The 25,790-nt window shown below is 45.9% G+C and carries 24 protein-coding genes and 1 other RNA gene; 18 read left to right on the top strand and 7 right to left on the bottom strand.

Annotation, left to right across the window (positions count from 1 at the left end):
- The first annotated feature begins 46 nt into the window (after window positions 1-46).
- The 13 genes from DCO17_RS09500 (at window position 47) to rnpB (ending at window position 15,855) form a co-directional block, all read left to right on the top strand.
- Window positions 47-3,886 carry a DUF3683 domain-containing protein gene (locus DCO17_RS09500; protein ID WP_173956477.1) on the top strand — a complete coding sequence of 1,280 codons (3,840 nt, stop codon included), beginning with the start codon at window positions 47-49 and terminating at the stop codon, window positions 3,884-3,886.
- Window positions 3,886-4,284, top strand: a complete 399-nt coding sequence (locus DCO17_RS09495) for a gamma-butyrobetaine hydroxylase family protein (protein ID WP_173956476.1) — start codon at window positions 3,886-3,888, stop codon at window positions 4,282-4,284. The genes DCO17_RS09500 and DCO17_RS09495 overlap by 1 nt, the downstream gene beginning before the upstream one ends.
- Window positions 4,284-5,027 (top strand): bifunctional demethylmenaquinone methyltransferase/2-methoxy-6-polyprenyl-1,4-benzoquinol methylase UbiE, encoded by a 744-nt coding sequence (gene ubiE, locus DCO17_RS09490; protein WP_173956475.1) that lies wholly within the window; start codon window positions 4,284-4,286, stop codon window positions 5,025-5,027. Before DCO17_RS09495 ends, ubiE begins: the two co-directional genes overlap by 1 nt.
- Before the next feature lie 57 nt (window positions 5,028-5,084).
- Window positions 5,085-5,969: a Tim44 domain-containing protein gene (locus DCO17_RS09485; RefSeq protein WP_173956474.1), complete on the top strand. Its 885-nt coding sequence runs from the start codon at window positions 5,085-5,087 to the stop codon at window positions 5,967-5,969.
- Between the two features lie 53 nt (window positions 5,970-6,022).
- A complete protein-coding gene (locus tag DCO17_RS09480) occupies window positions 6,023-6,640 on the top strand; it encodes a ubiquinone biosynthesis accessory factor UbiJ (RefSeq protein WP_173956473.1) in 618 nt (205 codons plus the stop codon).
- A gap of 6 nt (window positions 6,641-6,646) precedes the next feature.
- Window positions 6,647-8,233 (top strand): ubiquinone biosynthesis regulatory protein kinase UbiB, encoded by a 1,587-nt coding sequence (gene ubiB / locus DCO17_RS09475; RefSeq protein ID WP_173956472.1) that lies wholly within the window; start codon window positions 6,647-6,649, stop codon window positions 8,231-8,233.
- A gap of 53 nt (window positions 8,234-8,286) precedes the next feature.
- Window positions 8,287-8,940 (top strand): DUF502 domain-containing protein, encoded by a 654-nt coding sequence (locus DCO17_RS09470; RefSeq protein WP_173956471.1) that lies wholly within the window; start codon window positions 8,287-8,289, stop codon window positions 8,938-8,940.
- A gap of 16 nt (window positions 8,941-8,956) precedes the next feature.
- Window positions 8,957-10,756: an aspartate--tRNA ligase gene (gene aspS / locus DCO17_RS09465; protein ID WP_173956470.1), complete on the top strand. Its 1,800-nt coding sequence runs from the start codon at window positions 8,957-8,959 to the stop codon at window positions 10,754-10,756.
- A gap of 20 nt (window positions 10,757-10,776) precedes the next feature.
- Window positions 10,777-11,220: a dihydroneopterin triphosphate diphosphatase gene (nudB, locus tag DCO17_RS09460; RefSeq protein ID WP_173956469.1), complete on the top strand. Its 444-nt coding sequence runs from the start codon at window positions 10,777-10,779 to the stop codon at window positions 11,218-11,220.
- A 24-nt stretch (window positions 11,221-11,244) separates the two neighbouring features.
- The gene (locus DCO17_RS09455; protein ID WP_173956468.1) at window positions 11,245-13,068 is read left to right on the top strand and encodes an ABCB family ABC transporter ATP-binding protein/permease; all 1,824 of its coding nucleotides are present in this window, start codon (window positions 11,245-11,247) and stop codon (window positions 13,066-13,068) included.
- Window positions 13,069-13,077: 9 nt separating this feature from the next.
- Complete coding sequence (locus tag DCO17_RS09450; protein WP_173956467.1) at window positions 13,078-14,424, top strand: glycerate kinase type-2 family protein; 1,347 nt, start codon at window positions 13,078-13,080, stop codon at window positions 14,422-14,424.
- Entirely contained in the window at window positions 14,421-15,491 is a 1,071-nt protein-coding gene (gene pyrC / locus DCO17_RS09445; RefSeq protein ID WP_254598847.1) for a dihydroorotase, read from the top strand. The genes DCO17_RS09450 and pyrC overlap by 4 nt, the downstream gene beginning before the upstream one ends.
- A gap of 57 nt (window positions 15,492-15,548) precedes the next feature.
- An RNA gene (gene rnpB / locus DCO17_RS09440) (RNase P RNA component class A) lies at window positions 15,549-15,855 on the top strand.
- Here rnpB and DCO17_RS09435 read toward each other — a convergent pair.
- A complete protein-coding gene (locus DCO17_RS09435) occupies window positions 15,856-16,278 on the bottom strand; it encodes an OsmC family protein (protein WP_173956465.1) in 423 nt (140 codons plus the stop codon).
- A 405-nt stretch (window positions 16,279-16,683) separates the two neighbouring features.
- On the opposite strand from DCO17_RS09435, the gene rplM reads away from it, so the two are divergent.
- From rplM to erpA, 4 genes are all read left to right on the top strand, one after another.
- Window positions 16,684-17,112: a 50S ribosomal protein L13 gene (rplM, locus tag DCO17_RS09430; protein WP_173956464.1), complete on the top strand. Its 429-nt coding sequence runs from the start codon at window positions 16,684-16,686 to the stop codon at window positions 17,110-17,112.
- A 9-nt stretch (window positions 17,113-17,121) separates the two neighbouring features.
- Window positions 17,122-17,523: a 30S ribosomal protein S9 gene (gene rpsI, locus DCO17_RS09425; RefSeq protein WP_173956463.1), complete on the top strand. Its 402-nt coding sequence runs from the start codon at window positions 17,122-17,124 to the stop codon at window positions 17,521-17,523.
- 117 nt (window positions 17,524-17,640) lie between these two features.
- Entirely contained in the window at window positions 17,641-18,699 is a 1,059-nt protein-coding gene (argC, locus tag DCO17_RS09420) for an N-acetyl-gamma-glutamyl-phosphate reductase (RefSeq protein WP_173956462.1), read from the top strand.
- Window positions 18,700-18,778: 79 nt separating this feature from the next.
- A complete protein-coding gene (erpA, locus tag DCO17_RS09415; protein WP_173956461.1) occupies window positions 18,779-19,153 on the top strand; it encodes an iron-sulfur cluster insertion protein ErpA in 375 nt (124 codons plus the stop codon).
- 15 nt (window positions 19,154-19,168) lie between these two features.
- On the opposite strand, the gene DCO17_RS09410 is transcribed toward erpA, so the two are convergent.
- Window positions 19,169-20,296, bottom strand: coding sequence for an anhydro-N-acetylmuramic acid kinase (locus DCO17_RS09410; protein WP_173956460.1), 1,128 nt, complete (start codon window positions 20,294-20,296; stop codon window positions 19,169-19,171).
- 88 nt (window positions 20,297-20,384) lie between these two features.
- Here DCO17_RS09410 and tyrS point away from each other — a divergent pair, with 88 nt between their 5' ends.
- The gene (gene tyrS / locus DCO17_RS09405; RefSeq protein ID WP_173956459.1) at window positions 20,385-21,617 is read left to right on the top strand and encodes a tyrosine--tRNA ligase; all 1,233 of its coding nucleotides are present in this window, start codon (window positions 20,385-20,387) and stop codon (window positions 21,615-21,617) included.
- A 9-nt stretch (window positions 21,618-21,626) separates the two neighbouring features.
- Here tyrS and ruvB read toward each other — a convergent pair whose 3' ends face one another.
- The 5 genes from ruvB to DCO17_RS09380 are packed head-to-tail and all read right to left on the bottom strand — an operon-like array spanning window position 21,627 to window position 25,766.
- Window positions 21,627-22,697 carry a Holliday junction branch migration DNA helicase RuvB gene (ruvB, locus tag DCO17_RS09400; RefSeq protein ID WP_173956458.1) on the bottom strand — a complete coding sequence of 357 codons (1,071 nt, stop codon included), beginning with the start codon at window positions 22,695-22,697 and terminating at the stop codon, window positions 21,627-21,629.
- Window positions 22,698-22,722: 25 nt separating this feature from the next.
- Window positions 22,723-23,304 carry a Holliday junction branch migration protein RuvA gene (gene ruvA / locus DCO17_RS09395; protein WP_173956457.1) on the bottom strand — a complete coding sequence of 194 codons (582 nt, stop codon included), beginning with the start codon at window positions 23,302-23,304 and terminating at the stop codon, window positions 22,723-22,725.
- A gap of 36 nt (window positions 23,305-23,340) precedes the next feature.
- Window positions 23,341-23,859, bottom strand: coding sequence for a crossover junction endodeoxyribonuclease RuvC (gene ruvC, locus DCO17_RS09390; RefSeq protein WP_173956456.1), 519 nt, complete (start codon window positions 23,857-23,859; stop codon window positions 23,341-23,343).
- Between the two features lie 31 nt (window positions 23,860-23,890).
- The gene (purH, locus tag DCO17_RS09385; protein WP_173956455.1) at window positions 23,891-25,471 is read right to left on the bottom strand and encodes a bifunctional phosphoribosylaminoimidazolecarboxamide formyltransferase/IMP cyclohydrolase; all 1,581 of its coding nucleotides are present in this window, start codon (window positions 25,469-25,471) and stop codon (window positions 23,891-23,893) included.
- Window positions 25,472-25,526: 55 nt separating this feature from the next.
- The gene (locus DCO17_RS09380) at window positions 25,527-25,766 is read right to left on the bottom strand and encodes a helix-turn-helix domain-containing protein (RefSeq protein ID WP_173956454.1); all 240 of its coding nucleotides are present in this window, start codon (window positions 25,764-25,766) and stop codon (window positions 25,527-25,529) included.
- Window positions 25,767-25,790 lie beyond the last annotated feature (24 nt).

The following is a 25,790-nucleotide window of genomic DNA, read 5'->3' as shown; positions in this document are numbered from 1 at the left end:
TATCTGGGTAGCTCAATTAAAATGCATATTTATCAAATATGTCGATATGAACGCACCATTGGCTTTGAACCAGTTGCAGGATTTTGAGGCGGGCCCCACCCGACTTCGCGAAATCCCCTACAACTACACCTCCTTTTCTGATCGTGAGATTGTGATCCGCCTATTAGGCGAGGAGTCATGGCGCGTTTTAAATGATTTGCGTGGAGTTCGTAGAACTGGCCGATCGGCTCGCATGTTGTTTGAAATTCTTGGTGATATTTGGGTGGTGCAACGCAACCCCTTTCTGCAAGATGACTTGTTGGATAGTCCTAATCGTCGCCAGCAATTAATTGACGCTTTGTGGCACCGCTTGGGTGAGGTGAAGAAGCGCAACAATGGTGACTCTGCTGAGCAAGTAGAAGTTTTATTGAATGCCGCTTATCGCGCCATTGAAAATTTTGAGAACGGCTTCAAGGAAGTTGAGCAAATCCGCAAGCGTGCTCGAAAAGAATTAGGCCGTCATACTGCTAGTGACAATATTTGTTTTGATGGCGTTTCTCGCGCCGCGCACGTAACTGATGCGACAGATTGGCGCGTTGAGTTTCCTCTGGTAGTTCTCAAGCCTGACTATGAATCTGAAATTCCTGGCTTGGTAAAAGCCTGTGTGGAGTTGGGTTTGACGATCATTCCGCGCGGAGGCGGCACTGGCTATACAGGTGGTGCAATTCCTTTGTATGCTATGTCCGCAGTGATCAATACCGAGAAGTTGCAACAAATTGATGGTGTCAAAAGTAAACGCTTACCAGGTGTTGAGCAGGAAGTTTCAACTATTTTTACAGGTGCTGGCGTTGTAACGCGTCGGGTATCCGATGCTGCCGAGCATGCGGGGCTTGTGTTTGCAGTCGACCCTACTTCAGCTGATGCAAGTTGTATTGGCGGTAACATCGCCATGAATGCAGGTGGAAAAAAAGCTGTTCTGTGGGGCACTGCTCTTGATAACTTAGCCAGCTGGCGCATGGTAGATCCACAAGGTAACTGGCTTGATGTAGAGCGTCTTGAGCATAACCTTGGCAAGATTCATGATGTTGAAAAGGTTCGCTTTCGGCTGACTTGGTCAGATGGAAATAGTGAGCCTGGCCAGCGCATTTTGAAGACAGAAATATTAGAGGTAGAAGGAAAGCGTTTCCGTAAAGAAGGTCTTGGTAAAGACGTTACCGATAAATTTTTAGCTGGTTTGCCTGGAGTGCAAAAAGAAGGTTGCGATGGTTTGATTACAAGCGCAACCTGGGTATTGCATCGCATGCCTAAATACATGCGTACTGTTTGCCTAGAGTTTTTCGGTCAAGCTCGTGAAGCGATCCCAAGCATTGTTGAGATCAAGGCCTACCTTGAGACATTAAGCAAACAAGGCGGCCCGATCTTGGCTGGTCTTGAGCATTTGGACGATCGTTATTTGCGCGCAGTTGGATATTCAACAAAGTCCAAGCGCAATAGCTTGCCAAAGATGGTCTTGATTGGTGATATCGCTGGTGATGACGAAGAGGCGGTTGCTGCTGCAACGAGTGAAGTGGTGCGCATGGCTAACTTGCGAGTTGGTGAAGGTTTTGTGGCAGTTAGCGCAGAGGCTCGCAAGAAGTTTTGGTTAGATCGCGCACGTACAGCAGCGATTGCTCGTCATACCAATGCATTCAAAATCAATGAAGACGTGGTGATTCCATTGCCACGTATGGGTGAGTACACCGATGGCATTGATCGAATCAATATTGAACTCTCCCTGAAAAACAAGCTTCAAGTTTTAGATGGTCTCGAAGCCTTCCTAAAGAAGAGTGCGCTGCCATTAGGAAAGAATGAAGAAGATTACGAGATTCCTACAGCAGAGATTTTGGGTGACCGTGTTCAACAGGCTTTGGAGTTAATTGCAAAAGTAAGGTTGCGCTGGTCTGAGTGGCTTGCGCAAATGGATACTTATTTTGTACAACTGCAAAACTACAGTCTGCGCGCTTCTTGGAAAGAAGAAGTGCGTTCAGAGTTGCGCATCATCTTTGGTGGCTTAGCATTTGAGCCGATTCTGAATGAATTAGAAGCCATTCATAAAAATATTTTGCGCAAAAGAGTATTCGTCGCTTTGCATATGCATGCCGGCGATGGCAATGTGCATACTAATATTCCGGTGAACTCAGATGACTACGAGATGTTGCAAGATGCGCATCGTGCCGTAGACCGCATTATGAAGTTAGCCCGATCTTTGGATGGTGTGATCTCTGGAGAGCATGGAATTGGTATTACCAAATTGGAGTACCTAACCGAAGCAGAGCTTAAAGATTTCCGTAGCTATAAGAATCGCGTGGATCCAGAAGGGCGCTTCAATAAAGGCAAGCTCATGCCACATGCTGACTTGAGTATGGCTTACACCCCTAGCTTCGGCTTGATGGGGCATGAGTCCATCATCATGCAGCAGAGTGATATTGGCGCAATTGCTGATAGCGTAAAAGATTGCTTGCGTTGTGGAAAGTGCAAACCAGTTTGCTCAACACATGTGCCACGCGCTAACTTGCTCTACAGCCCACGTGACAAGATTTTGGCTACCTCATTATTGATTGAAGCTTTCTTATATGAAGAGCAAACTCGTCGTGGCGTTTCGATTCGACATTGGGAAATGTTTGATGATGTTGCCGCGCACTGTACTGTGTGTCATAAGTGCTTAACTCCTTGTCCTGTCAAGATTGATTTTGGTGATGTCACCATGAATATGCGTAATTTATTGCGCAAGATGGGACAGCAACGTTTTAATCCTGGTACAGCAGCATCGATGTTCTTCTTGAATGCGACAAGCCCAGACACCATTCATCTAGCTCGCAAGACCATGATTGGCTGGGGTTACAAATTGCAGCGCTTTGGAAATGATGTGTTGCGCAAGTTCGCCAAACAGCAAACGGCACATCCACCAGCCACTGTTGGTAAGCCAAGTGTGAAAGAGCAAGTCATCTTTTTTGTAAATAAAAAGATGCCGGGTAATTTACCTAAGAAGACTGCGCGTGCTTTGTTGGATATCGAAGATGCGAACTATGTGCCTATCATTCGTGATCCGAAGATCACTTCTGCTGATAGTGAGGCTGTGTTCTATTTCCCTGGTTGCGGTTCTGAGCGTCTGTTTTCTCAGGTTGGCTTAGCTACTCAAGCAATGCTTTGGAACGTCGGTGTGCAAACCGTATTGCCTCCAGGTTATCTCTGCTGTGGTTATCCACAACGTGGCAATGGCGATTTTGATAAAGCCGAGAAGATGATTACTGACAATCGTGTGCTGTTTCATCGCGTTGCCAATACTCTGAATTATCTAGATATCAAAACAGTCGTAGTTTCTTGTGGAACTTGTTATGACCAGTTAGCTGGTTATCAGTTTGAGCAGATCTTCCCAGGCTGCCGCATTATTGATATCCATGAGTATCTGATGGAAAAGGGTGTGAAGCTGTCGGGTGTGACTGGTGTTAAGTACATGTATCACGATCCTTGTCATTCACCTATGAAGCTACAGGATCCTTTGAAGACGGTTAACGAACTGATTCAGTTAGAAGACGGTAAAGCGATTGCAAAGAACGATCGTTGCTGCGGCGAGTCTGGAACGTTGGCGGTCACTCGCCCGGATATCTCTACTCAAGTTCGTTTCCGCAAGCAAATAGAAATGGAAAAGGGTGCAAACGAATTACGCAAAGGTAATTTCGTGGGTGATGTGAAAGTATTGACCAGCTGCCCATCTTGCTTGCAAGGACTATCTCGATTTAATGCTGATAGCGATACCACTGCAGATTACATTGTGGTGGAAATGGCGCAAAAGTTACTTGGCGATAATTGGATGCAAGATTATGTTGCCAAGGCCAACCAAGGTGGTATTGAAAGGGTATTGGTTTAATGATTCCAAGCAATGTGGTGGTGCATCAACAATCCAAAGTATTGGAGCTTGCTTATGAAGACGGCCAAACCTATCGCTTGCCCTTTGAACTGTTGAGAGTAGTTTCACCATCGGCTGAAGTGCAGGGTCATGGGCCTGGCCAAGAAACTTTGCAGACAGGCAAGCGTGACGTTGTAATCTCTAGTCTTGAACCTGTTGGCCACTATGCCTTAAAGCCAACCTTTTCTGATGGACATGATTCTGGTTTGTACTCTTGGGAGTATCTGCGCTTCTTGTGCGAGAACCAAGATCAAATATGGAAAGAGTATTTAGAAAAATTGGCTGCTGCTGGGCTTGATCGCGACGCCCCAATGGCGACAACAGGTCATTCACATGGCCATTCTTGTGGAAGTCACTAATGAGTAAAACCCACTTTGGTTACCAAAGCGTTGATGAGGCAGAAAAAGCTGGCAAGGTAGCGGAGGTATTTCACTCGGTTGCCAATAAATATGATGTCATGAATGACATGATGTCGTTCGGCTTGCATCGAGTCTGGAAAAAAATTACGATTGCACGCGCCAACGTGCGCCCTGGTCAAAAGATATTAGATATCGCTGGTGGTACGGGTGACCTTGCTGCAGCATTTGCTAAAGCGACGCAATGGGGCAGCAATCCGGATGCTCAAGTTTGGTTAAGTGATATCAATGCTTCAATGCTTGGCGTTGGCCGTGATCGTTTATTGGATCGTGGTATTGCGATACCTTGTGTGCAATTTGATGCGGAGAAAATCCCTTTTCCCAATAATCACTTTGACGTGGTGACTGTGGCATTTGGTTTGCGCAATATGACCCATAAGGAAGTTGCTCTTGGTGAGATGTGCCGAGTGATTAAACCGGGTGGACGTGTTTTGGTATTGGAATTTTCTAAGCCAGATGCGTTTTTACAGCCCGTGTATGACGCTTACTCATTTAAGGTCTTGCCTTGGTTGGGCGAAAAAATTGCGCAAGACTCAGAAAGCTATCGTTATTTGGCCGAATCGATTCGCATGCATCCGGATGCGGAAACCCTTAAGCAAATGATGTTAGATGTCGGTTTTGATGAAGTAGAAACCCACAGAATGACTGGGGGTATCGTTGCCTTACATATTGGTATTAAATACTGATAGTTGTGTATTTTTAGCAAGAAAAATACCAGCGAAAGATTAAGAGGGGTAGTCAAAATGAATCAACATTTTTTTAGGGCAGCATTAGTGAGCATCGCTTTGATTGCTGCAAGCGTTGGACATGTCGAGGCTGCTCGCCTTGGTGGGGGCAAAAGTTTTGGTCGTGCCCCTAGTGCGCCGATTCAAAAACAAGCTACTCCCGCGCAGAAGCCTGTGCAGCAGGCTCAGCCGAGTGCCCCAGCTCCAGCCCCGCAAGCGCCTGCACCAAGTCGTTTTGGTGGCATGGGTGGAATTCTGGGTGGCTTAGCTGCTGGTCTTGGTATCGGCTATCTCTTGTCGCACTTTGGTTTGAGCGAGGCAGCATCTTCATTGGTCACAGGTTTATTAATTGCGATGTTGGCCGGCTTTGTAATCATGTTCTTGATTCGCAGATTGTTGCCGGTAATGTCATCACCTGGAGTGCAACGTGCCAATTTTGGGCAGTCTCCAAGACAGGAGCCTGCATTTATTCCGGCGGCTAACGCATTTGCGGATGTTGGTGCTGATCCTGAAACATTCCAATCAACTTTGCCGCCTGGTTTTGATGAGCACACTTTTTTAGAAAACTCCAAACAATTTTTTGTGTCTTTGCAAAAGGCTTGGGATCAAGGAAATTTGCAAGCTTTACAAGAATTCACAACTCCCGAGATGTTCGCAACAATTTCACAGGATCTTGCAGGGCGTGTGGACCCTACAAATCAGACTGATGTCATCACGATTAATGCGCGTTTGCTAGGGATTGAAACCAATGAGGCACATTATTTCTGTAGCGTTCAGTTCAGTGGGGTCATTAGCGAGCAGCCAGGAGCTCCAGCTAATGACTTCTCAGAAATTTGGAATTTAAGTAAGCCATTAGAGGGTCCTGGAGGCTGGGTACTAGCAGGTATCTCTCAGTTGGTTTAAGCTTTAGGTACTTTCCGACGGAAAACCCGCACTAGTGCGGGTTTTTTACACTAATGAATACACCAACTTCTTCTACACATATGATTGCCGCTACTGCAGCTTGCCGTGGCATCAATCATGTTTTAGAAAGTGAACCTTGGGCCTGTGCAGAATTATCAAAACACGCAAGCAAAACAATTCTCTTGCAATTGCCTTTTGGCCAACTTGGCTTTTGTATCGGTAATACCGGTAGGCTTGAAGCTTTGAAAGAGGTTGAGAATCCAAGCTTAGCTTTAGAAGTGTCGGCCAAAGCTTTTAGCGATTTAGTTTCTAGCTCTGGAAATTTAAAAGAGCAGGCATTCAAAGCCGTCAAAATTACTGGTGATGCAGATTTGGCTCAGTTGATTGGTCGATTGGCTGGGCAATTGCGCTGGGAGTATGAAGAGGATTTGGCTCGTGTCCTAGGTGATGCCCCTGCTCATTTTGCGGTTCAAAAGGGTAAGAAGTTCATTTCGGCTACTAAGTCAGCGGCTGGCGATTTGCTGGACAATCTAGTGGAATATGTCAGTGAAGAGAGAAAAGTGCTTTTGAATATGCGTGACTTTATGGCTCATAAATCCGAGTTAAGTGATTTACGCGAATCTGTTGATCGTTTGGAAAAACGTATTCAGAATCTCGGGCAAAAGGGTTAATAAATCGTGCGCCGAATTGCTCGCCTCTCATTCATTTTCTTTACTGCATGGCGTTATGGTTTATTGCCATTGCTGCGAGATGTTCTAAAGCCAGGTATTGGACGCGGCTGCTTGACAGTGGTTTGCTGGACCTCGCCAGGAACTAGTCTGCCAAGGGGTGAGCGTATTCGCTTAACGCTTGAAGCGCTCGGTCCAATCTTTGTTAAGTTTGGTCAGGTGCTTTCTACCCGCCGTGATTTATTGCCAGAAGATATTGCCAATGAGCTGGCAAAACTGCAAGATCAAGTGCCGCCATTTTCAAATGCAGAATCTAGGCGTTTAATAGAAGCAGCATTAGGGCAATCAATAAATGAAACATTTATTAGTTTTGATGCCAGCCCGGTAGCCAGCGCCTCTGTTGCTCAAGTTCATCTGGGTGTTTTGCGGGGAACAGAAAAGCATCCTGATTGGCACGGTCTGCCTGTTGCGGTGAAAGTGCTACGCCCTGGAATATTGCCAGTGATCGAAGGCGATCTCGCCTTGATGTATAAATTGGCGAAGATTATTGAAAAGAGCTCTGAAGATGGCCGTCGTTTAAAGCCTCGCGAGAACGTAGCTGAGTTTGATACCTATCTGCACGATGAGCTAGATCTCATGCGCGAAGCGGCCAATGCAAGTCAGCTGCGTCGATATTTTGCTGACTCTACGAAGCTGATGATTCCAGAGATGTACTGGGATTTATGTCATACCAATGTCATCGTGATGGAAAAGATGGATGGTATCTCGATTGGCCGAACTGCAGAGTTGCGTGCGGCTGGTGTCGACTTTAAGAAATTAGCGGCAGATGGCGTAGAAATCTTTTTTACACAAGTATTTGAATATGGTTTTTTCCATGCGGATATGCATCCTGGAAATATCATGATCAGTCTAGAGCCAGAAACATTCGGCCGATTTATTTCTTTGGATTTTGGAATTGTTGGCGCGCTTAGCGAGTCAGATAAAAATTACTTGGCATTGAATTTCTTGGCATTCTTTAATCGCGATTACCGTAGAGTTGCCGAGTTACATATTGAGTCAGGTTGGGTCCCCGCTAATACGCGTGCTGAAGAATTAGAGGGTGCAGTCCGTTCAGTATGTGAGCCCTACTTTGATAGACCTCTAAAACAAATTTCCTTGGGTATTGTGTTGATGCGTTTATTCCAGACTTCACGTCGATTCAAAGTAGAAATTCAGCCGCAATTAACTTTGCTACAAAAGACCTTGTTGAATGTCGAGGGCCTTGCCCGCCAATTAGATCCTGATCTAGATCTTTGGAAAACTGCCAAGCCGATCCTCGAAAAATGGGTGAGCAAGCAATTGGGTTGGCGTGGATTAATCGACGGGTTAAAAGAAGAGGCGCCTACTTGGGCCAAAATCTTGCCAACTTTACCCCGCTTAATTGCCGATAGCTTGGCTCAAAGTCGACATCCTGTAAAAGACCAAAATGCTGAATTAGAGGTTTTAAAGGCGCTTTTGCTGCAAGAAAGGCGTACACATCGCCTGCTAGCGGGGTTCTTGCTCTTTGTCGGCGGGTTCTTGGCTGGAATACTGATCATTACCCTAGGCATTTATTAGCATCTCGCTGATTAGTCTCTAACCCGCTAAAATAGCGGGTTAGGCAAAACACCATGAAAAAATACTTTATCGCTGGCATTCTTGTATGGGCTCCCATGGCGGTCACCATTTGGGTGATTACTTGGGGCTTAGGCTTGCTTGACGGCGTTTTTGGCTCTGTCATGCAGGCCATCATTGTTATCTTTCCGCATCAGTTTGCTGCAGATCTACAGCATTTCAGAGAGTTGCCTGGCGTAGGCATTCTGATTGTGGTTGCAGTAATTGTTTTGACTGGTGTTCTTGCGATTAGTTTTGCAGGGCAGTGGTGGATTAAGGTTTGGGATAAGTTTGTGAATCGCATTCCGGTTGTGCGTTCCATTTATTCCAGCGTACAGCAGGTGTCCTCAACATTATTTTCTGGTAGCGGTCAGGCCTTTAGTAAGGCTTTATTAATTCGTTACCCTCACGCTGACTCTTGGGTGATTGCGTTTCAAACCGGAACGCCTGCTAAAGAAGTTGCTAGCAAGTTGGGCGAAGGATACGTCAATGTATTTTTACCAACCACACCAAATCCAACTTCTGGTTTTTTCATGATCGTGCCACGGGCACAAACGATCGAACTGGAGATGAGCGTAGAGGAAGCGTTGAAGCATATTGTTTCAATGGGTTCCGTCCCCCCGAATAATTCCAGTGGATTAACTTCGCAAGAGTTGCCACACCATTTTTGATTTATAGGAAATTGTTATGTCAATGCGTAGCCATAATTGCGGCCAAGTAACAGATGCACTGATCGGTCAAGAGGTCACACTCTCAGGCTGGGTCAATCGTCGTCGTGACCATGGAGGCGTGATCTTTATTGACTTGCGTGACCGTGAAGGTTTTGTGCAAGTGGTTTGCGATCCAGACCGTCCAGAAATGTTTGCGCTTGCAGAGCAGGTGCGTAACGAGTACTGCATTCAAATTAAGGGTCTAGTGCGCGCGCGTCCTGCCGGCACTGAAAATAACGATCTGGCAACAGGCAAGGTTGAGGTGCTCTGCCATAGCTTGGTGATTTTGAATGCTTCGGTAACACCACCATTTCAGATTGATGACGAGAACTTATCCGAGACTACACGTTTGACACATCGCGTGCTGGACTTGCGTCGTCCACAAATGCAAAAGAATTTGCGTTTACGTTACAACGTTGCAATGGAGTGCCGTCGTTATTTAGATGATGCGGGCTTTATTGATATTGAAACTCCGATGCTTACTAAGAGCACGCCAGAAGGTGCGCGCGACTATTTAGTGCCATCACGTGTGCATGATGGTCAGTTTTTTGCATTGCCACAATCACCTCAGTTATTTAAGCAGTTGTTGATGGTGGCTGGTTTTGATCGTTACTATCAAATTACTAAGTGTTTCCGAGATGAAGATTTGCGTGCAGATCGTCAACCTGAATTTACTCAGATTGACTGTGAAACCGCCTTCTTAAGTGAATTAGAGATTCGGGATTTATTTGAAAACATGATTCGTCATATTTTCAAGAAGACCATGAATGTGGAATTGCCAAATCCATTTCCAACGATGCCGTACTCAGAAGGAATGGCGCGTTTTGGTTCCGATAAGCCTGATCTTCGCGTCAGCTTTGAGTTCACCGAGTTAACGGATTTGATGAAAGATGTTGATTTCAAGGTATTCTCCGGCGCTGCAAATCAAGCTGGTGGTCGCGTAGTTGGTTTATGCGTACCTGGCGGCGCTGAAATTAGCCGTAGTGAAATTGATGACTACACACAGTTTGTTAGCATCTATGGAGCCAAAGGTTTGGCATGGATTAAGGTGAATTCAGTTGCGGAAGGCCGCAATGGATTGCAATCACCAATCGTCAAGAATTTGCATGACGCAGCGATTGAAGGCATTTTGAAGCGCACTGGCGCAAAAGATGGCGACATTATTTTCTTTGGTGCTGATAAAGAAAAAATCGTGAACGATGCCATCGGTAATTTGCGTCTACGTATCGGTCATTCCGCTTGGGGTAAAGAGCACGGCCTCTTTACTGAAGGCTGGAAGCCATTGTGGGTTGTTGACTTCCCTATGTTTGACTATGACGAAGGCGAAGCGCGTTGGGTTGCTTGCCATCACCCTTTCACTAGCCCTAAAGATGAACACATGCAGTATCTGGAAACGGATCCTGGTAAGTGCTTGGCTAAAGCGTATGACATGGTTCTGAATGGTAGCGAGATTGGTGGCGGCTCTGTACGTATTCACCAAGAAGCAGTTCAAAGCCAAGTGTTCCGTGCGCTGAAGATTGATGCTGAAGAAGCGCAAGCAAAGTTTGGTTTCTTGTTGGACGCCTTGCAGTATGGCGCACCTCCGCATGGTGGCATCGCATTTGGTTTGGATCGTATCGTTACGATGATGACTGGTGCCGAATCAATCCGTGATGTAATCGCATTCCCTAAAACACAACGCGCACAGTGCTTATTAACTCAGGCGCCAAGCCCAGTAGATGAGCGTCAGTTGCGTGAATTACATATCCGCTTGCGTCAAGCTGCGCCTGCAGCATAAAAGTAGAAGCAGTATCGATCTTGAAAATCCCTATTTCGATTTTAGTTGTTATCTATAAATCGAATAGGGATGTTTTATTGATAGAGCGTGCTGATCGCGAGGGATTCTGGCAGTCTGTCACTGGTAGCCTAGATGCTCCAAACGAAGATTTAACCTTAGCAGCAAGTCGAGAGGTATTTGAAGAGACGGGTATCGCTGTTGATCAATTGCCAACGGGGTCTCTGCGCAATATGCATCATCATATTGAATACGAGATTTATCCTGAGTGGCGCTTTCGCTATGCCCCTGGTGTTACCCGCAATACCGAGCATTGGTTTTCACTTGAAGTGCCCGATGGAATTCAAATTCAATTGGCGCCACGAGAGCATGTTGCTTATGAATGGTTGCCGTTTGAGGAGGCTGCTAAGAAGTGTTTTTCTCGCAGCAATGGCGAGGCCATCATGAGATTGTTCTCGGCAAACTAAAGCAGAAGCGAATAAGATACAACGATGAGACATTCATCGGGTCACCATCGGTCTAGCGGCGAGTCAAATACGCCTCAACGTGGTGATTGGCGTGTTATTCGCGACCTTCTTCCTTATCTTCTGGAATATCGCTTTAGAGTCATTTTGGCTCTAAGTTGTTTAGTTGCTGCGAAGTTTGCCAATTTAGGCATACCTATTTTGATGAAAGAGTTAATCGACTCTTTGGACATCAAGGCGAGCTCCCCCCAAGCAATATTAGCTGTTCCTCTCGGCATCATTGTTGCTTATGGCTTCTTAAGAATCTCTGCCTCTTTATTTGCTGAGCTACGTGAAGCCTTATTTGCCCGCGTCACTCAAAATGCAGTGCGCAAAGTAGCGCTTCAAGTTTTTGAGCATTTACATTCACTGGCTCTCAGCTTTCATTTAGCTCGTCAGACTGGTGGCGTAAGTCGTGATATTGAGCGCGGTACCCGCGGTATTCAGTCACTTATTTCATATTCGCTCTACAGTATTTTGCCGACCTTGATTGAGTTTTGCTTAGTGCTTTGCTACTTTGCATATTCATACGACATCTGGTTTGCAGCGATTACTTTAGTGGCTTTAGTTTTATACATTGTGTTCACAATTGTGGTGACTGAGTGGCGCACACACTATCGTCGTGCTATGAATGAGATGGATTCAAAAGCCAATCAAAAGGCAATTGACTCTTTGCTGAATTTCGAGACCGTTAAATATTTTGGTAATGAAGCATTTGAGACTGCTCGATACGATTACAATCTCTTGCGCTATCAATCAGCAGCCATTAAATCTCAAAAGACTTTAGCTTTCTTGAATTTAGGCCAACAGATCATTATTGCGATTGGTTTGATGCTAATTTTGTGGCGTGCCACCCTTGGAGTCGTGGATGGAACTATGACGTTGGGTGATTTGGTGTTGGTCAACACCTTGATGATTCAGTTGTATATCCCTTTGAATTTTCTGGGGGTCATCTATCGCGAAATCAAGCAATCCCTCACGGATATGGATCGCATGTTTTCTTTGCTCAACACAGAAAAGGAAATTGCTGACTCACCAAATGCACATCCTTTGCAAATTGATAACCCTAGTCGTGGGCCCGATGTGCGTTTTGAGAATGTCTCTTTTCATTATGAGAGCAAGCGAGAAATTCTCCGCAATGTTAGCTTTAATATTCCAGCGGGTACAACTACTGCAGTTGTGGGTCAGAGCGGTGCTGGCAAGAGTACTTTGGCGAGATTGTTATTTCGCTTCTATGACGCACAGTCAGGAAAAATCATCATTGATGGTCAAAATATTCAAGATGTGACGCAGTTAAGTTTGCGTAAAGCCATTGGCATCGTTCCACAAGACACAGTCTTATTTAATGACACCATTGGTTACAACATTGCTTATGGAGACCCTTCTGCGAGCTTTGAAGAAGTTCAGGAGGCCGCAAGAGCGGCTCAAATTGATAGCTTTATTAAGCACTTGCCAGATGCTTATCAAACTCAGGTTGGCGAACGAGGCCTAAAGTTATCGGGTGGAGAAAAGCAGCGTGTTGCAATTGCAAGAACACTATTGAAAAAACCAGCAATGCTGATTTTTGATGAAGCCACGTCTGCTCTGGACTCTAAAACAGAGCGTGCATTTCAGGAAGAGCTATTCAACTTGGCAAAAAATCGAACGACGCTCATCATTGCGCATCGTCTTTCCACCATTATTCATGCGGATCAAATTTTGGTGATGGACCATGGGCAGGTCGTAGAGCGGGGAACGCATCTAGAGCTATTGGCAGCTAAAGGAAAGTATGCAGAGATGTGGCAAATGCAAGAGCGTGCTGGGCTTGATTAGAATAGACCAATGAAGCAGCAACATTCTCAGCCAATAAATACCGAGACCATTCTCAAAAATGCCTTCGCAGCAGCGGTGGCAGTCGCGGATCCACAAGTCATTGTTCCTCAACAATTGGCAAGGATATTTCCAGTGGGGCAAGAGCCCAAGGGTAAATGTCTAGTGGTGGGTGCTGGTAAAGCAAGCGCATCAATGGCGAGCGCTTTAGAAACGTACGCCAAAGTACATTGGCCTCAAGTCAAGATTGAAGGCGTTGTATTAACTCGCTATGGGCATAGCTCGCCAACCTCTAATATTAAGATTATCGAAGCAGGTCATCCTGTGCCAGACCAAGCAGGCATGGATGGCGCTAAAGCTATATTGGAGTTAACCCAAACACTTAAAGAAGATGATGTATTAATTGCTTTAGTTTCTGGTGGTGGATCCAGTTTGTTAACTCTGCCAGTTGAGGGTATCTCAATTGATGATATGCGCAAGACCACTGAAGCCTTACTTCGTAGTGGTGCCCCAATCGAGGAAATGAATGTTGTGCGCAAGCATTTATCAGCCATCTTGGGAGGTAACCTAGCGAGATGTGCGATTGCTCGTGGGGTGCGAGTAGAGGCCTTATTAATTTCAGATGTCACTGGAGATTCACCCGCTGATATTGCAAGTGGCCCTTGCGCGGCTGACTATTCAACTTATTTAGATGCACTGAATATTATTGAGTCCTATCGCTTGCAAGAACTTATTCCCGCATCAGTAATGAATCATTTGAAGCAGGGCGTGGCAGGCCAGAAACCTGAAACTCTAAAAGATGTTGATCTAGTAAGCGCAAGAGTATCAAACCATGTCATTGCAACCGCATATAAGAGTCTAGAAGCTGCCGCAAATTTTGTCAGAGCCCATGGGTATGAGCCTGTTGTGTTGGGCGATACGATTACGGGCGAGGCTCAAGAAGTTGGCGCAGCGCAGGCGCAATTGGCACGCGAGTATTTGGCAAAGACGGATAAAGCAGATAAACCACTAGCGCTAATTTCCGGTGGTGAATGTACCGTGACGATCCCTGCGGGAACTAAGGGTCGTGGTGGTCGTTGTAGCGAATATCTACTCTCACTATTTGCTGCTAGCGCGGATTTGCCAAAGATGGCTGCATTAGCAGCAGATACAGATGGCATTGATGGTAGTGAGAAGAATGCGGGCGCCTGGTTTGATGGCGGTATTCGGGGGTTAGCTAAGGCTAATGACATAGAGCCAGCTAAATACCTAAAAGCTCATGACTGCTATGGATTTTTTGCGCAATTAGATGCTTTGGTGGAAACTGGCCCTACACTTACGAATGTCAATGATTTCCGCATTATTTTGCTTGATAAATAATTATGTCGAATTTAAATACACCTTCAAGAATTGAAATGATTCAGCCAGATGACTGGCATTTACATATTCGTGATGGTGACGTGATGAAAGATGTTCTGGCTGATACCGCTCGTCAATTTGCACGCGCAATCATCATGCCGAACTTAAAGCCACCAGTGACCACTGTGGATTTAGCGAAGGCGTATCAATCCCGTATCGATGCCAACTTAAAAAAATTGGGTATCACTAGTTTTACGCCACTAATGACTTTGTATCTCACTGATAACACTACCGCAGATGAGGTTCGTAAGGCAAAGGCAGAAGGTATTGTTGCTTTTAAGTTATACCCTGCGGGCGCTACAACAAATAGCGATGCTGGTGTTAGTGATATTAAGCGTTGTTATCAAGCGCTAGAAGCCATGCAGGCTGTTGGGTTGCCGCTGTTAGTGCATGGTGAAGTAACTACTGCCGTTATTGATATCTTTGATCGCGAGGCCGTATTTATTGATTCAGTACTTGACCCATTGCGCAAAGATTTTCCAGAATTAAAAATAGTGTTTGAACACATCACTACCAAGCAGGCAGCTCACTATGTTCGTGATGCCTCTACCAATGGGAAAAATACATTAGCTGCAACCATTACACCGCAACATTTACTAATGAATCGCAATGCCATTTTTGCTGGAGGTATTCGCCCGCATAACTATTGCTTGCCGGTATTAAAGCGTGAAGAGCATCGTGTTGCTTTAGTCGAGGCTGCCACAAGTGAAAATTCGCGTTTCTTCTTAGGTACGGATAGCGCCCCTCACTCTAAGGGTGCGAAAGAGGCTGCTTGTGGTTGTGCAGGTTGCTATAGCGCTTTCAATGCATTGGGTTTGTATGCTGAAGCATTTGAGAGTGTTGGCAAATTAGACAAATTAGAAGGTTTCGCGAGTTTCTTTGGCCCTGACTTTTATGCTTTACCGCGTAACACCAAAAAAATTACTTTGTCTAAGCAAGTTCAAGCGATTCCTGCAGAATTGCCACTAGGTGATGCGACGATTGTTCCTCTGCGTGCAGGCGAAACAATTGCCTGGTCATTGGTTTAATTCAATACTTTTATTTTTATCAGCTAATTTACTCTGACTGCGTTAGACTGCAGGCGCAGAGTCAATTAGGCAATCGCCGCCTCTTTATTGAGGGGGAGGAAAGTCCGGACTCCATAGGGTAGGGTGATGGCTAACGGCCATCCACGGTGACGTGAGGAATAGGGCCACAGAGACGAGCGTATTTAGTTACGGTGAAACGCGGTAACCTCCACCTGGAGCAATCCCAAGTATGCAGACGATGAGGCGTCCCGCTGAGTCTGCGGGTAGGGAGCTTGAGCCGTCAGGTAACTGATGGCCTAGAGGAATGATTGCCCCTAAATGAAAATTTAGGCGACAGAATCCGGCTTATCGATTGACTCTGCACTTATTCCGCAATAACTTCAACGATGTAAGTCAGTTGGGCGGTTTTTGCCAGCATGGTCGTGGCAGAGCAGTACTTTTCATGCGATAGCTTGACGGCGCGGTCTACTTTTGCAGAATCCAAATCTTTACCTTTGACTTTGAAGTGCAAATTGATCTTGGTAAAAACTTTTGGGTCTTCCGTGGCTCTTTCAGCCTGTAGGATCACCTCACAGCCACTAACAGCTTGACGGGATCTCTGCAGGATCAATACGACATCAAAGGCTGAGCAGCCACCAGCGCCCGCCAAAATGAGCTCCATTGGTCTTGGGGCTAGGTTTCTGCCTCCCGCCTCAGGCGCGCCATCCATATTCACAAGGTGCCCACTGCCAGTTTCCGCAGAAAAAGCCATGCCGCCATTACCCAACCAAGATACTCGACATTCCATATTAGTGATCCCTAACTTACTAAATTAATCAATATTATCAATAGTTTATCAATTTTTAACAGGTTCATAGTTGTTGCATGGCAACATAAAATTATTGATTTTGGTCAATTTTCTTGCAATGCAGTAAATTCTTTGTGTAGAATGACCATATTGGTAGTCAGTCTTATACAAGACTGCGACTTACCTCCAAGTGTCTCCTCCACCCAAACATAGGTGGATTCCAACCCAGGACTAGCTCCTGGGTTTTTTTTGGGTTATAATTCAAGGCTTTACTGGATTGTCGACTAGTCAGCGGCAATCGTTGTACCAGTTAAATTGCTGAATCTGCGAGCTTGCAAACATAAGCAGGGCCAAAGTGGAGGTTGTTTGATTGGAGTATTTTTGACTATAACAATTTGAGAAATCATGAAAACTTTTTCCGCAAAATCCCATGAGGTAAAGCGTGAATGGTTCGTGATTGACGCAACGGACAAAGTCCTCGGTCGTGTCGCCAGTGAAGTGGCACACCGTCTACGCGGCAAGCACAAGCCTGAATTCACTCCACACGTTGACACTGGCGACTTTATCGTCGTGATCAATTCATCCAAGTTACGTGTTACAGGCACAAAAGGCTTGAACAAAATGTATTACCGTCACAGCGGATACCCAGGTGGTATTTCCGAGACTAACTTTGACAAGATGCAAGACCGTTTCCCAGGTCGCGCCTTGGAGAAGGCTGTGAAAGGTATGTTGCCAAAAGGCCCACTCGGCTATGCCATGATCAAGAAATTGAAGGTCTATGGCGATGCTAATCATCCGCACGCGGCTCAACAGCCAAAAGCGTTAGAGATTTAAGGAAACCAAATGGCTATTAATTACGGAAGTTGGAATTACGGTACAGGTCGCCGCAAGAGTTCTGTTGCGCGCGTTTTTATTAAGTCTGGCAAAGGCGAAATTACTGTTAACGGTAAGCCTATCGATGCTTATTTTGCTCGTGAAACATCGCGCATGATTGCTCGTCAGCCTTTGGCTCTCACATCTCACCTCACTACCTTTGATATCAAAGTAAACGTATCTGGTGGTGGCGAGACTGGTCAAGCTGGTGCGGTACGTCACGGCGTAACACGTGCTTTGATCGATTACGATAATGCGTTGAAGCCTACCCTGTCTAAAGCAGGTTTGGTTACTCGTGATGCTCGTGAAGTTGAGCGTAAAAAAGTTGGTCTGCATGGCGCACGTCGTCGTAAGCAGTTCAGCAAGCGCTAATTTCTTTCGGTCGCTGTTGTTTTATCGAAAGGGTCGCGCAAGCGGCCCTTTTTGTTTTTACAATGAGGTTCATAAGTTTAAATACCACTTCTCGATTTAGGCATCTTGGGGAAAGACATGATTAAAGTTGGCATCGTTGGCGGGACTGGATACACTGGAGTGGAATTGTTACGTTTATTGGCGCAACATCCAGAGGTCAAGATCGTCGCCATTACTTCTCGTACAGAAGCTGGAATGCCAGTAGCTGAGATGTTCCCATCATTGCGCGGCCGCGTTGATCTCAAATTTACTACGCCAGATGAAGCCAAACTCAATGAATGCGATGCGGTCTTCTTTGCTACACCTCACGGCGTGGCAATGGCTCAAGCAAAAGAGTTGCTAGCAAATAACGTCAAGATTTTAGATCTTGCCGCAGACTTCCGTTTAAAGGATGTAAAAGAATTTGCGAAGTGGTACGGCATGGATCATAGCTGCCCAGAAATTTTGGCTGAAGCAGTTTATGGCTTGGCAGAAATTAATCGCGAAGAAATTAAGAGCGCGCGCGTTGTTGGTTTGGCTGGGTGCTATCCAACTTCAGTGCAATTGGGGCTAGCACCGCTGCTTTCACCAAAGTCGACTGGTGGAAAGCAATTGATTGATGGCGAACATATTATTTCGGATTCGAAGTCGGGCACTTCTGGTGCTGGACGTAAAGCTGAGATTGGTACTTTGCTATCTGAAGCAAGTGATAACTTCAAAGCTTATGGAGTTAAAGGCCATCGCCATCTTCCAGAGATTGTTCAGGGTTTGAAAGCAATTGCTGGGCATGATCAAATTGGTTTGACCTTTGTGCCACACCTCACGCCAATGGTGCGGGGTATTCATTCGACCTTGTATGTACGTTTGACTGAGGCTGGTAAAGATGTGGATTATCAGAAGCTCTATGAGAACTTTTATAAGGATGAGCCCTTTGTGGATGTAATGCCTGCAGGCAGCCATCCTGAGACGCGTTCTGTGCGGGGTAGCAATGGGATTCGGATTGCAATCCATCGCCCCGGTGGCGGCGATACATTAGTCATTTTGGTTGTAGAGGACAACCTAGTAAAGGGTGCTTCTGGTCAGGGCGTGCAGTGTATGAATTTAATGTTTGGCTTGCCTGAAACCACGGGCTTGACGCAGATTGCGGTATCTCCTTGATAGGGGTGAAATACCCCTTCAGCAAGCTGGGCATTAAAAGCCTAAAATAAGACATTGCCTTTTGAATTAGGAGTAAATCATGACTGAATTGGCTACGCAAGCTACACAAGATTTAGCTGAACCACCAACCCCTTTGGTGTTTACAGATGCTGCTGCCGCTAAAGTGGCTGACTTGATTGCAGAAGAAGGCAATCCAGAGTTGAAGTTGCGTGTATTTGTTCAGGGTGGTGGTTGCTCTGGATTCCAGTATGGCTTCACATTCGATGATGCTGTAAATGAAGATGACACCCAGTTTGAAAAAAATGGCGTGACATTATTAGTGGACTCAATGAGCTTCCAATATTTAGTTGGTGCTGAGATTGATTACAAAGAAGACATCAATGGATCTCAATTTGTTATCAAGAATCCAAATGCAACAACGACTTGTGGTTGCGGCTCTTCTTTCTCTGCTTAAGAAAGCTAAATTGATTTAAGCGGGATAGCAAGCGCCTAAAATTCTAGGCCCCTTAGATCCTGTAACGGCTGGCAAATTTGCCGGCCGTTTTTGTTGGTGAGCCCAGGCAAGCCATGCAAAGGCTAAGCCCTCAACCAATTGCGGATCAATTCCTTCGTTATCGCTGGTGGTAATTTTTAAAGGATGTGTAAAGAATTCAGCGCCCTTTGATTTCAGTAAGTTCATTAATGCAGCATTACGGGCGCCGCCACCGCACACAATTAGCTTTTGGGTTTGCGGGGCATAGCGAGCGAGCGCTTCTAAAGATGAATGCGCAGTGAGGTGAAGTAAGCTCGCTTGCACATCTTCTAAAGGGTGATTTTTATTGCCGAGTTTTTCTTGTAGCCAAGCAAGATGAAAATCATCTCGACCGGTACTCTTGGGTGGCGCTTTCGAGAAAAAAGAATCTGCTAATAAATTTTCGAGCAGGGCTTCATTGAGCTTTCCTTGGCTTGCCCAGTTTCCATTTTCATCAAAGGCGTTTCCCTGATGCTCATATATCCAAGCATCCATCAATATATTTCCTGGCCCACAATCAAAGCCAGAAACTTCTCCCTTTGCTGGGAGTAGGGTCAAGTTTGCGATACCGCCAAGGTTGAGAATGGCAATATCCTCTGTGGATGAAAATTGTTGCGCATGAAATGCGGGTACTAGTGGTGCGCCATGACCGCCTGCGGCAAGATCTCTACTTCTAAAGTCGGCAATGACTGTGATCCCCGTTTTTTCTGCAAGAAGAGCGGGGTTCAGTGTTTGATGAGTGTAAGCAAGTTCGCCGAGTTGGGGTTGATGGCGGACAGTTTGTCCATGGGCTCCAATCGCCGTAATATCAGAAGCTTGTAGTTTTGATTTTGCGAGCAGCTGTTTGACCGCATCTGCATAAGCAAGGGCTAGGGCATTGCCGGCCTGCTTATCCCGATGAAGTTCGTTGGGGCCAGGACTTTGAAGCTCAAATAAGGCTTTACGCAATTCTGGCTGAAAGGGTATGCTCACCGCCTCCATGGCAACAGCCTCTCCATTTGGGCCAATTTTAGCAAGTACTGCATCAATCCCATCTAGGCTGGTGCCGGACATGATGCCGATATAGAGGGAATGGGGCTGATTCATGGGGTTCTGGGCTTTGTTCTCAGGAATGCGACAATTATGCTTTAGCAATTTAAATACTAATTTAACTGTATCAGTTATCAGAACCAGCATGACGGATAAACCAGAACAAAAATATCCTTTAACCCCTGAGGTTTTTGCTGCCCTCGAAATCACGAAGCGTGGTTGCGATGAGCTGCTGGTAGAGGCTGACTGGGTCCAAAAATTGGCTCGCAGTCAGGCTACTAAGACTCCTTTGCGTATTAAGTTAGGCTTGGATCCAACTGCGCCGGATATTCATTTGGGGCATACCGTTGTTTTAAATAAATTACGCCAATTACAAGATCTTGGTCACACAGTGATTTTCTTGATTGGTGACTTCACAAGCATGATTGGCGATCCATCGGGTCGCAATGCTACTCGCCCTCCATTAACCGCGGAAGAGATTGCTGTGAATGCGGAGACCTACTATCGCCAAGCGAGTATGGTTCTGGATCCAGCTAAAACAGAAGTGCGTTACAACAGCGAGTGGTGCGATCCTCTAGGTGCTCGGGGCATGATTCAGCTAGCCGCTAAACATACCGTCGCACGAATGTTAGAGCGTGATGACTTTACAAAGCGTTATCGCAACGGTGTACCCATTTCGATTCATGAGTTTTTGTATCCACTGATGCAAGGTTATGACTCGGTCGCACTCAAGAGTGATCTAGAGCTGGGTGGAACCGATCAAAAATTTAATTTACTCGTTGGTCGTGAGCTGCAAAGAGAGTATGGCCAGGAGCCGCAATGCATTTTGACTATGCCCTTACTGGTAGGTCTTGATGGCGTTGAGAAAATGAGTAAGTCCAAAGGGAACTACATTGGCATCAGTGAAAGCCCAGGCGATATGTTCGGCAAGTTGTTGAGCATCTCTGACGATCTCATGTGGGATTACTTCACTCTGTTGTCATTTCGACCTATGTCGGAAATTGATTTGATGAAGCAGGAAGTTTCCGCAGGACGTAATCCAAAAGATTGCAAAGTACTTCTTGCGCAAGAGATTGTTGCGCGCTTTCATTCGCAGGCCGCTGCGGAAAAGGCTTTGGAAGACTTTAATCATCGTGCTAAAGGCGGTGTTCCGGATGACATTCCGCAGGTGAGTTTATCTGGTGCGCCCATGGGTATCGCAACGCTTTTGAAGTCTGCTGGCCTGGCGCCATCGACATCCGAGGCGATGCGCAATATTGAACAGAATGGTGTGAAAGTTGACGGTACAACCGTATCTGACAAGCAGGTGAAGATTGAAGCGGGAACTTATGTTGTGCAGGTAGGCAAACGCAAGTTTGCTAAGGTCACACTCAGCTAAATCTTCGACTTAAATATCTAAGCTGCCGGTGCCACTTGGCGGAGTCAGCCCAAAGTGTTCATAGGCTTGTCGTGTAGCCACGCGACCACGCGAGGTTCTTTGTAGATAGCCTTGTTGAATGAGGTAAGGCTCGAGAACATCTTCAATGGTGTCGCGTTCTTCACCAATCGCTGCCGCTAAATTATCAATCCCCACGGGGCCGCCATCAAATTTATGCAAAATGGCTTCTAGCAATTTTCTGTCCATGACATCAAAACCGCTGGGATCAACATCTAACATTTTTAGGGCTGCATCCGCTATGGCTTTGGTGATGGTGCCGGTGCCTTTAACCTCTGCATAATCGCGTACGCGACGTAAGAGGCGGTTAGCGATACGTGGGGTACCACGGGCGCGTTTCGCGATTTCTACTGATCCATCGGGATCAATCTTTGCTTTTAATAGATTGGCGGAACGATCGATAATTTTTGTGAGCTCTTCGGTGTTGTAAAACTCTAATCTAGCAACGATGCCGAAGCGATCACGCAAGGGATTGGTCAACATGCCAGCACGGGTTGTTGCGCCAATCAAGGTAAATGGTTTGAGATCAATCTTCACGCTACGGGCCGCTGGGCCTTCGCCAATCATGATGTCTAGGCTGTAATCTTCTAGCGCTGGATACAGAATTTCTTCTACAACAGGCGAGAGTCGATGAATCTCGTCAATGAAGAGCACATCATTTGCCTCTAAATTGGTTAGCAAAGCTGCAAGATCGCCTGGCCTATCTAATACGGGTCCACTGGTTTGGCGCAAATTTACGCCAAGCTCTCTAGCAATAATGTGTGCCAAAGTGGTTTTACCAAGGCCTGGCGGGCCAAACAACAGAACGTGATCGAGGGCTTCTTGTCGTGCTCGAGTTGCGCTGATAAAGATTTCTAATTGGGCGCGCGCCTTGCTTTGACCGACGTATTCATCTAATTGCTTGGGACGCAAAGCTTTTTCAAAAATGGCTTCCGAGTTTCCTGCGGCACCACTGACAAGGCGATCTTTTTCCTCGGGTAAATCTTCAGGAATAGAGCTTAGGTCGTCAGTATGAATTGCCATGCTATGAGTTTATTCGGATTGGTGATTAGGTTTTAGATAAATACTTTAAGCCCATACGGATGCCATCGGATACCGATGTGTCTGGCGGAATTTGCTTAAGAGCCAAGAGTGCTTCTTTTTCAGAATACCCAAGAGCAAGGAGCGCTTGTAAAACTTCGCTATTGGTATCGGGAGTCAGTGCTTTCCCTGGCGTAATTCCTAAGTCAGGAGCAAGTTTGCCTTTGAGTTCTAGGCAAAGTCGTTCTGCAGTCTTTTTGCCAATGCCAGGAACTTGGGTAAGGCGGTTAGCCTCTTGTAATGCAATAGCCTGAGCAAGCTCGTTCACACTCATACCGGAAAGAACCGCTAATGCAGTTCGTGAACCAACACCACTAATCTTAATCAGTTGTCTAAATGCTTCACGCTCTGTTTCTGTGGCGAAACCAAAAAGCTGCTGCGCATCTTCGCGTACCTGAAAGTGAGTCAGCAAGGTAATTTTTTGCCCTGCTTGAGGCAATTGATATAGGGTGCTCATCGGAACATCTACCTCATACCCAATACCTTGGCAATCGACCAATAAGCGAGGGGGGTGAACTGAAACGAGGATTCCTTGAATGCGACCAATCATATGAAGATCTTAACCTGTAATGTGCTTTGACATTGCTTAGCGTTTACGTTTTCTAGATGCTAGAGCAGATGTAATTGCTTGGGGAATTTGCGCGTGGTGTGCCGCGCATATGGCGACTCCTAATGCGTCCGATGCGTCGCTACCGGGCGCGCGACTTAATCTTAATAAGCGCTTTACCATCTCTTGCACTTGGGGCTTGGCTGCTCGACCAGTGCCGACAATCGCTTGTTTGACTCTTAATGCGCTGAACTCAGATACAGGTAGGCTTGCTGAGACTAGGGCCGCAATCACCGCGCCTCTTGCCTGTCCCAGCATAAGAGTAGAGCGTGGATTGACATTGAGAAAGACTTCTTCAATTGCAGCGGACTCAGGATGGTATGTATCCAGAACCTCCTTAACGCCTTGATAAAGAGTTCCTAGTCGATCTGGCAAACCCTTGGCAGGATCTCCGCTTTCGATTGTTCCCGAGGCTACATAAGTCAGCTTTTGGCCCTCGACATCAATGACACCAAAACCAGTGGTACGTAGACCCGGGTCGATTCCAATCCAACGCATGAATATTAATCAGCCTGTTTTCTCTGAAAGCTTAGTGACGAAAATGTCGTGTGCCAGTAAAGATCATTGCAATTCCATGCTCATCAGCAGCGGCAATAATTTCTTCATCGCGCATACTGCCGCCTGGTTGAATTGCGCAGCTGGCACCACCATTCACCACAACATCTAGACCATCGCGAAACGGGAAGAAGGCATCACTAGCTACTGCTGAACCTTTTAGGCTCAAGCCGGCGTTTTCAGCCTTGATGCTAGCCATACGGGCAGAGTCTACGCGGCTCATTTGACCTGCGCCAATACCTAGAGTCATGCCATTAGCGCAATACACAATTGCATTGGACTTAACAAATTTAGCAACACGCCATGCAAACATCATGTCATTCATTTCGCTTGGGGTTGGCTGTCTTTTGCTAACCACCCGCATTTCATTTTGCAAGACATTTTTTGCGTCTGGTGATTGGACTAATAGACCGCCACCAACACGTTTGAAGTCATAAGTATTAAATGCATTGCCCAATGGAATTTCTAGAAGGCGAACATTTTGCTTGGCTGCGAAGATGGCTTTTGCCTCTTCGCTAAAGCTAGGTGCAATTAAGACCTCAACAAATTGTTTTGAGATCGCTTCAGCGGCTGCGCCATCACATGGCACATTGAAGGCAATAATTCCGCCGAAAGCAGAGCTCGGATCAGTTTTGAAGGCCTTTTGATAAGCCTCAAGCGCATTCGCTCCAACTGCAACACCGCAAGGGTTAGCGTGTTTGATGATGACGCATGCCGCAGCACCGCCGGCATTGCCGGTAAAGCTCTTTACACATTCCCATGCAGAGTCAGCATCGGCAATATTGTTATAAGACAACTCTTTGCCTTGAAGTTGCTTGTAATTGGCAAGCGCGCCAGCAACAGGGTGGATATCTTTATAAAAAGCGGCTGATTGATGTGGGTTCTCGCCATAGCGCATCTCTTGTACTTTTTCAAAAGCAAGATGCAAAGTTTCTGGATAAGCTGAGCGCGCCTTATGATCTAAATCATTACCCAAAGCAGATAAGTAGTTGGCAATCGCGCCATCGTATTGAGCAGTGTGCGCAAATACTTTTTTAGCAAGACTTAAGTTTGTTTTATATGAGACAACATTCTTGTTTGCTTTCATCTCCGCAAGAACGGGTGCGTAATCTTCAGGCGAAATCAGCACGGTAACATCTTGATGGTTCTTAGCAGCAGCGCGCAACATCGCTGGACCGCCAATATCAATGTTTTCTACCGCATCTTCAAAAGAGCAATTTTCTTTAGCAACGGTTTCATTAAAGGGGTAGAGGTTGATCACTAACATGTCGATGGTATTGATGCCGTGCTCTTTAAGTGCTGCCATATGTTCAGGAAAGTCTCTGCGTGCAAGCAAGCCACCATGCACCATTGGGTGAAGGGTCTTAACTCGTCCATCCAGCATTTCTGGAAATTTAGTCAGAGAGGAAACTTCAACCACGGGCAATTGATTTTCTGCCAATAACTTAGCTGTGCCACCAGTTGAAATGAGCTTAATACCTTGCTCATGGAGAGCTTTAGCAAAAGGCACGATGCCATTTTTATCAGAGACGGATAGGAGTGCTGTACGGATCATATCTATAGAGGTGTAAATGAATTAATGGCCAGAGAGCTTAGAAGTAATCAATAAATTATTTGAGTAGTTGATGCTCGACTAATTTTTTATGCAAGGTATTGCGGTTAATGCCTAGATACTGTGCTGCCAAAGATTGGTTTTGCTTCGCATGACGCATGACGAGTTCTAGCATGGGTTTTTCTACCACTGCTAATACCATTTGATAGACATTTGTTGGAGCGGTTCCCTTGAGGTCATTTAGGTACCCCTGAAGGTGGGTTTCAATACATTCGGTTATTGGGTTCTTGTTGCTCATAAAATCAATCAATACTAAAAAATA

The sequence above is a fragment of the Polynucleobacter tropicus genome (assembly GCF_013307225.1).
Lineage (GTDB): Bacteria > Pseudomonadota > Gammaproteobacteria > Burkholderiales > Burkholderiaceae > Polynucleobacter > Polynucleobacter tropicus.
This window is presented reverse-complemented; position numbering and strand designations above follow the sequence as displayed.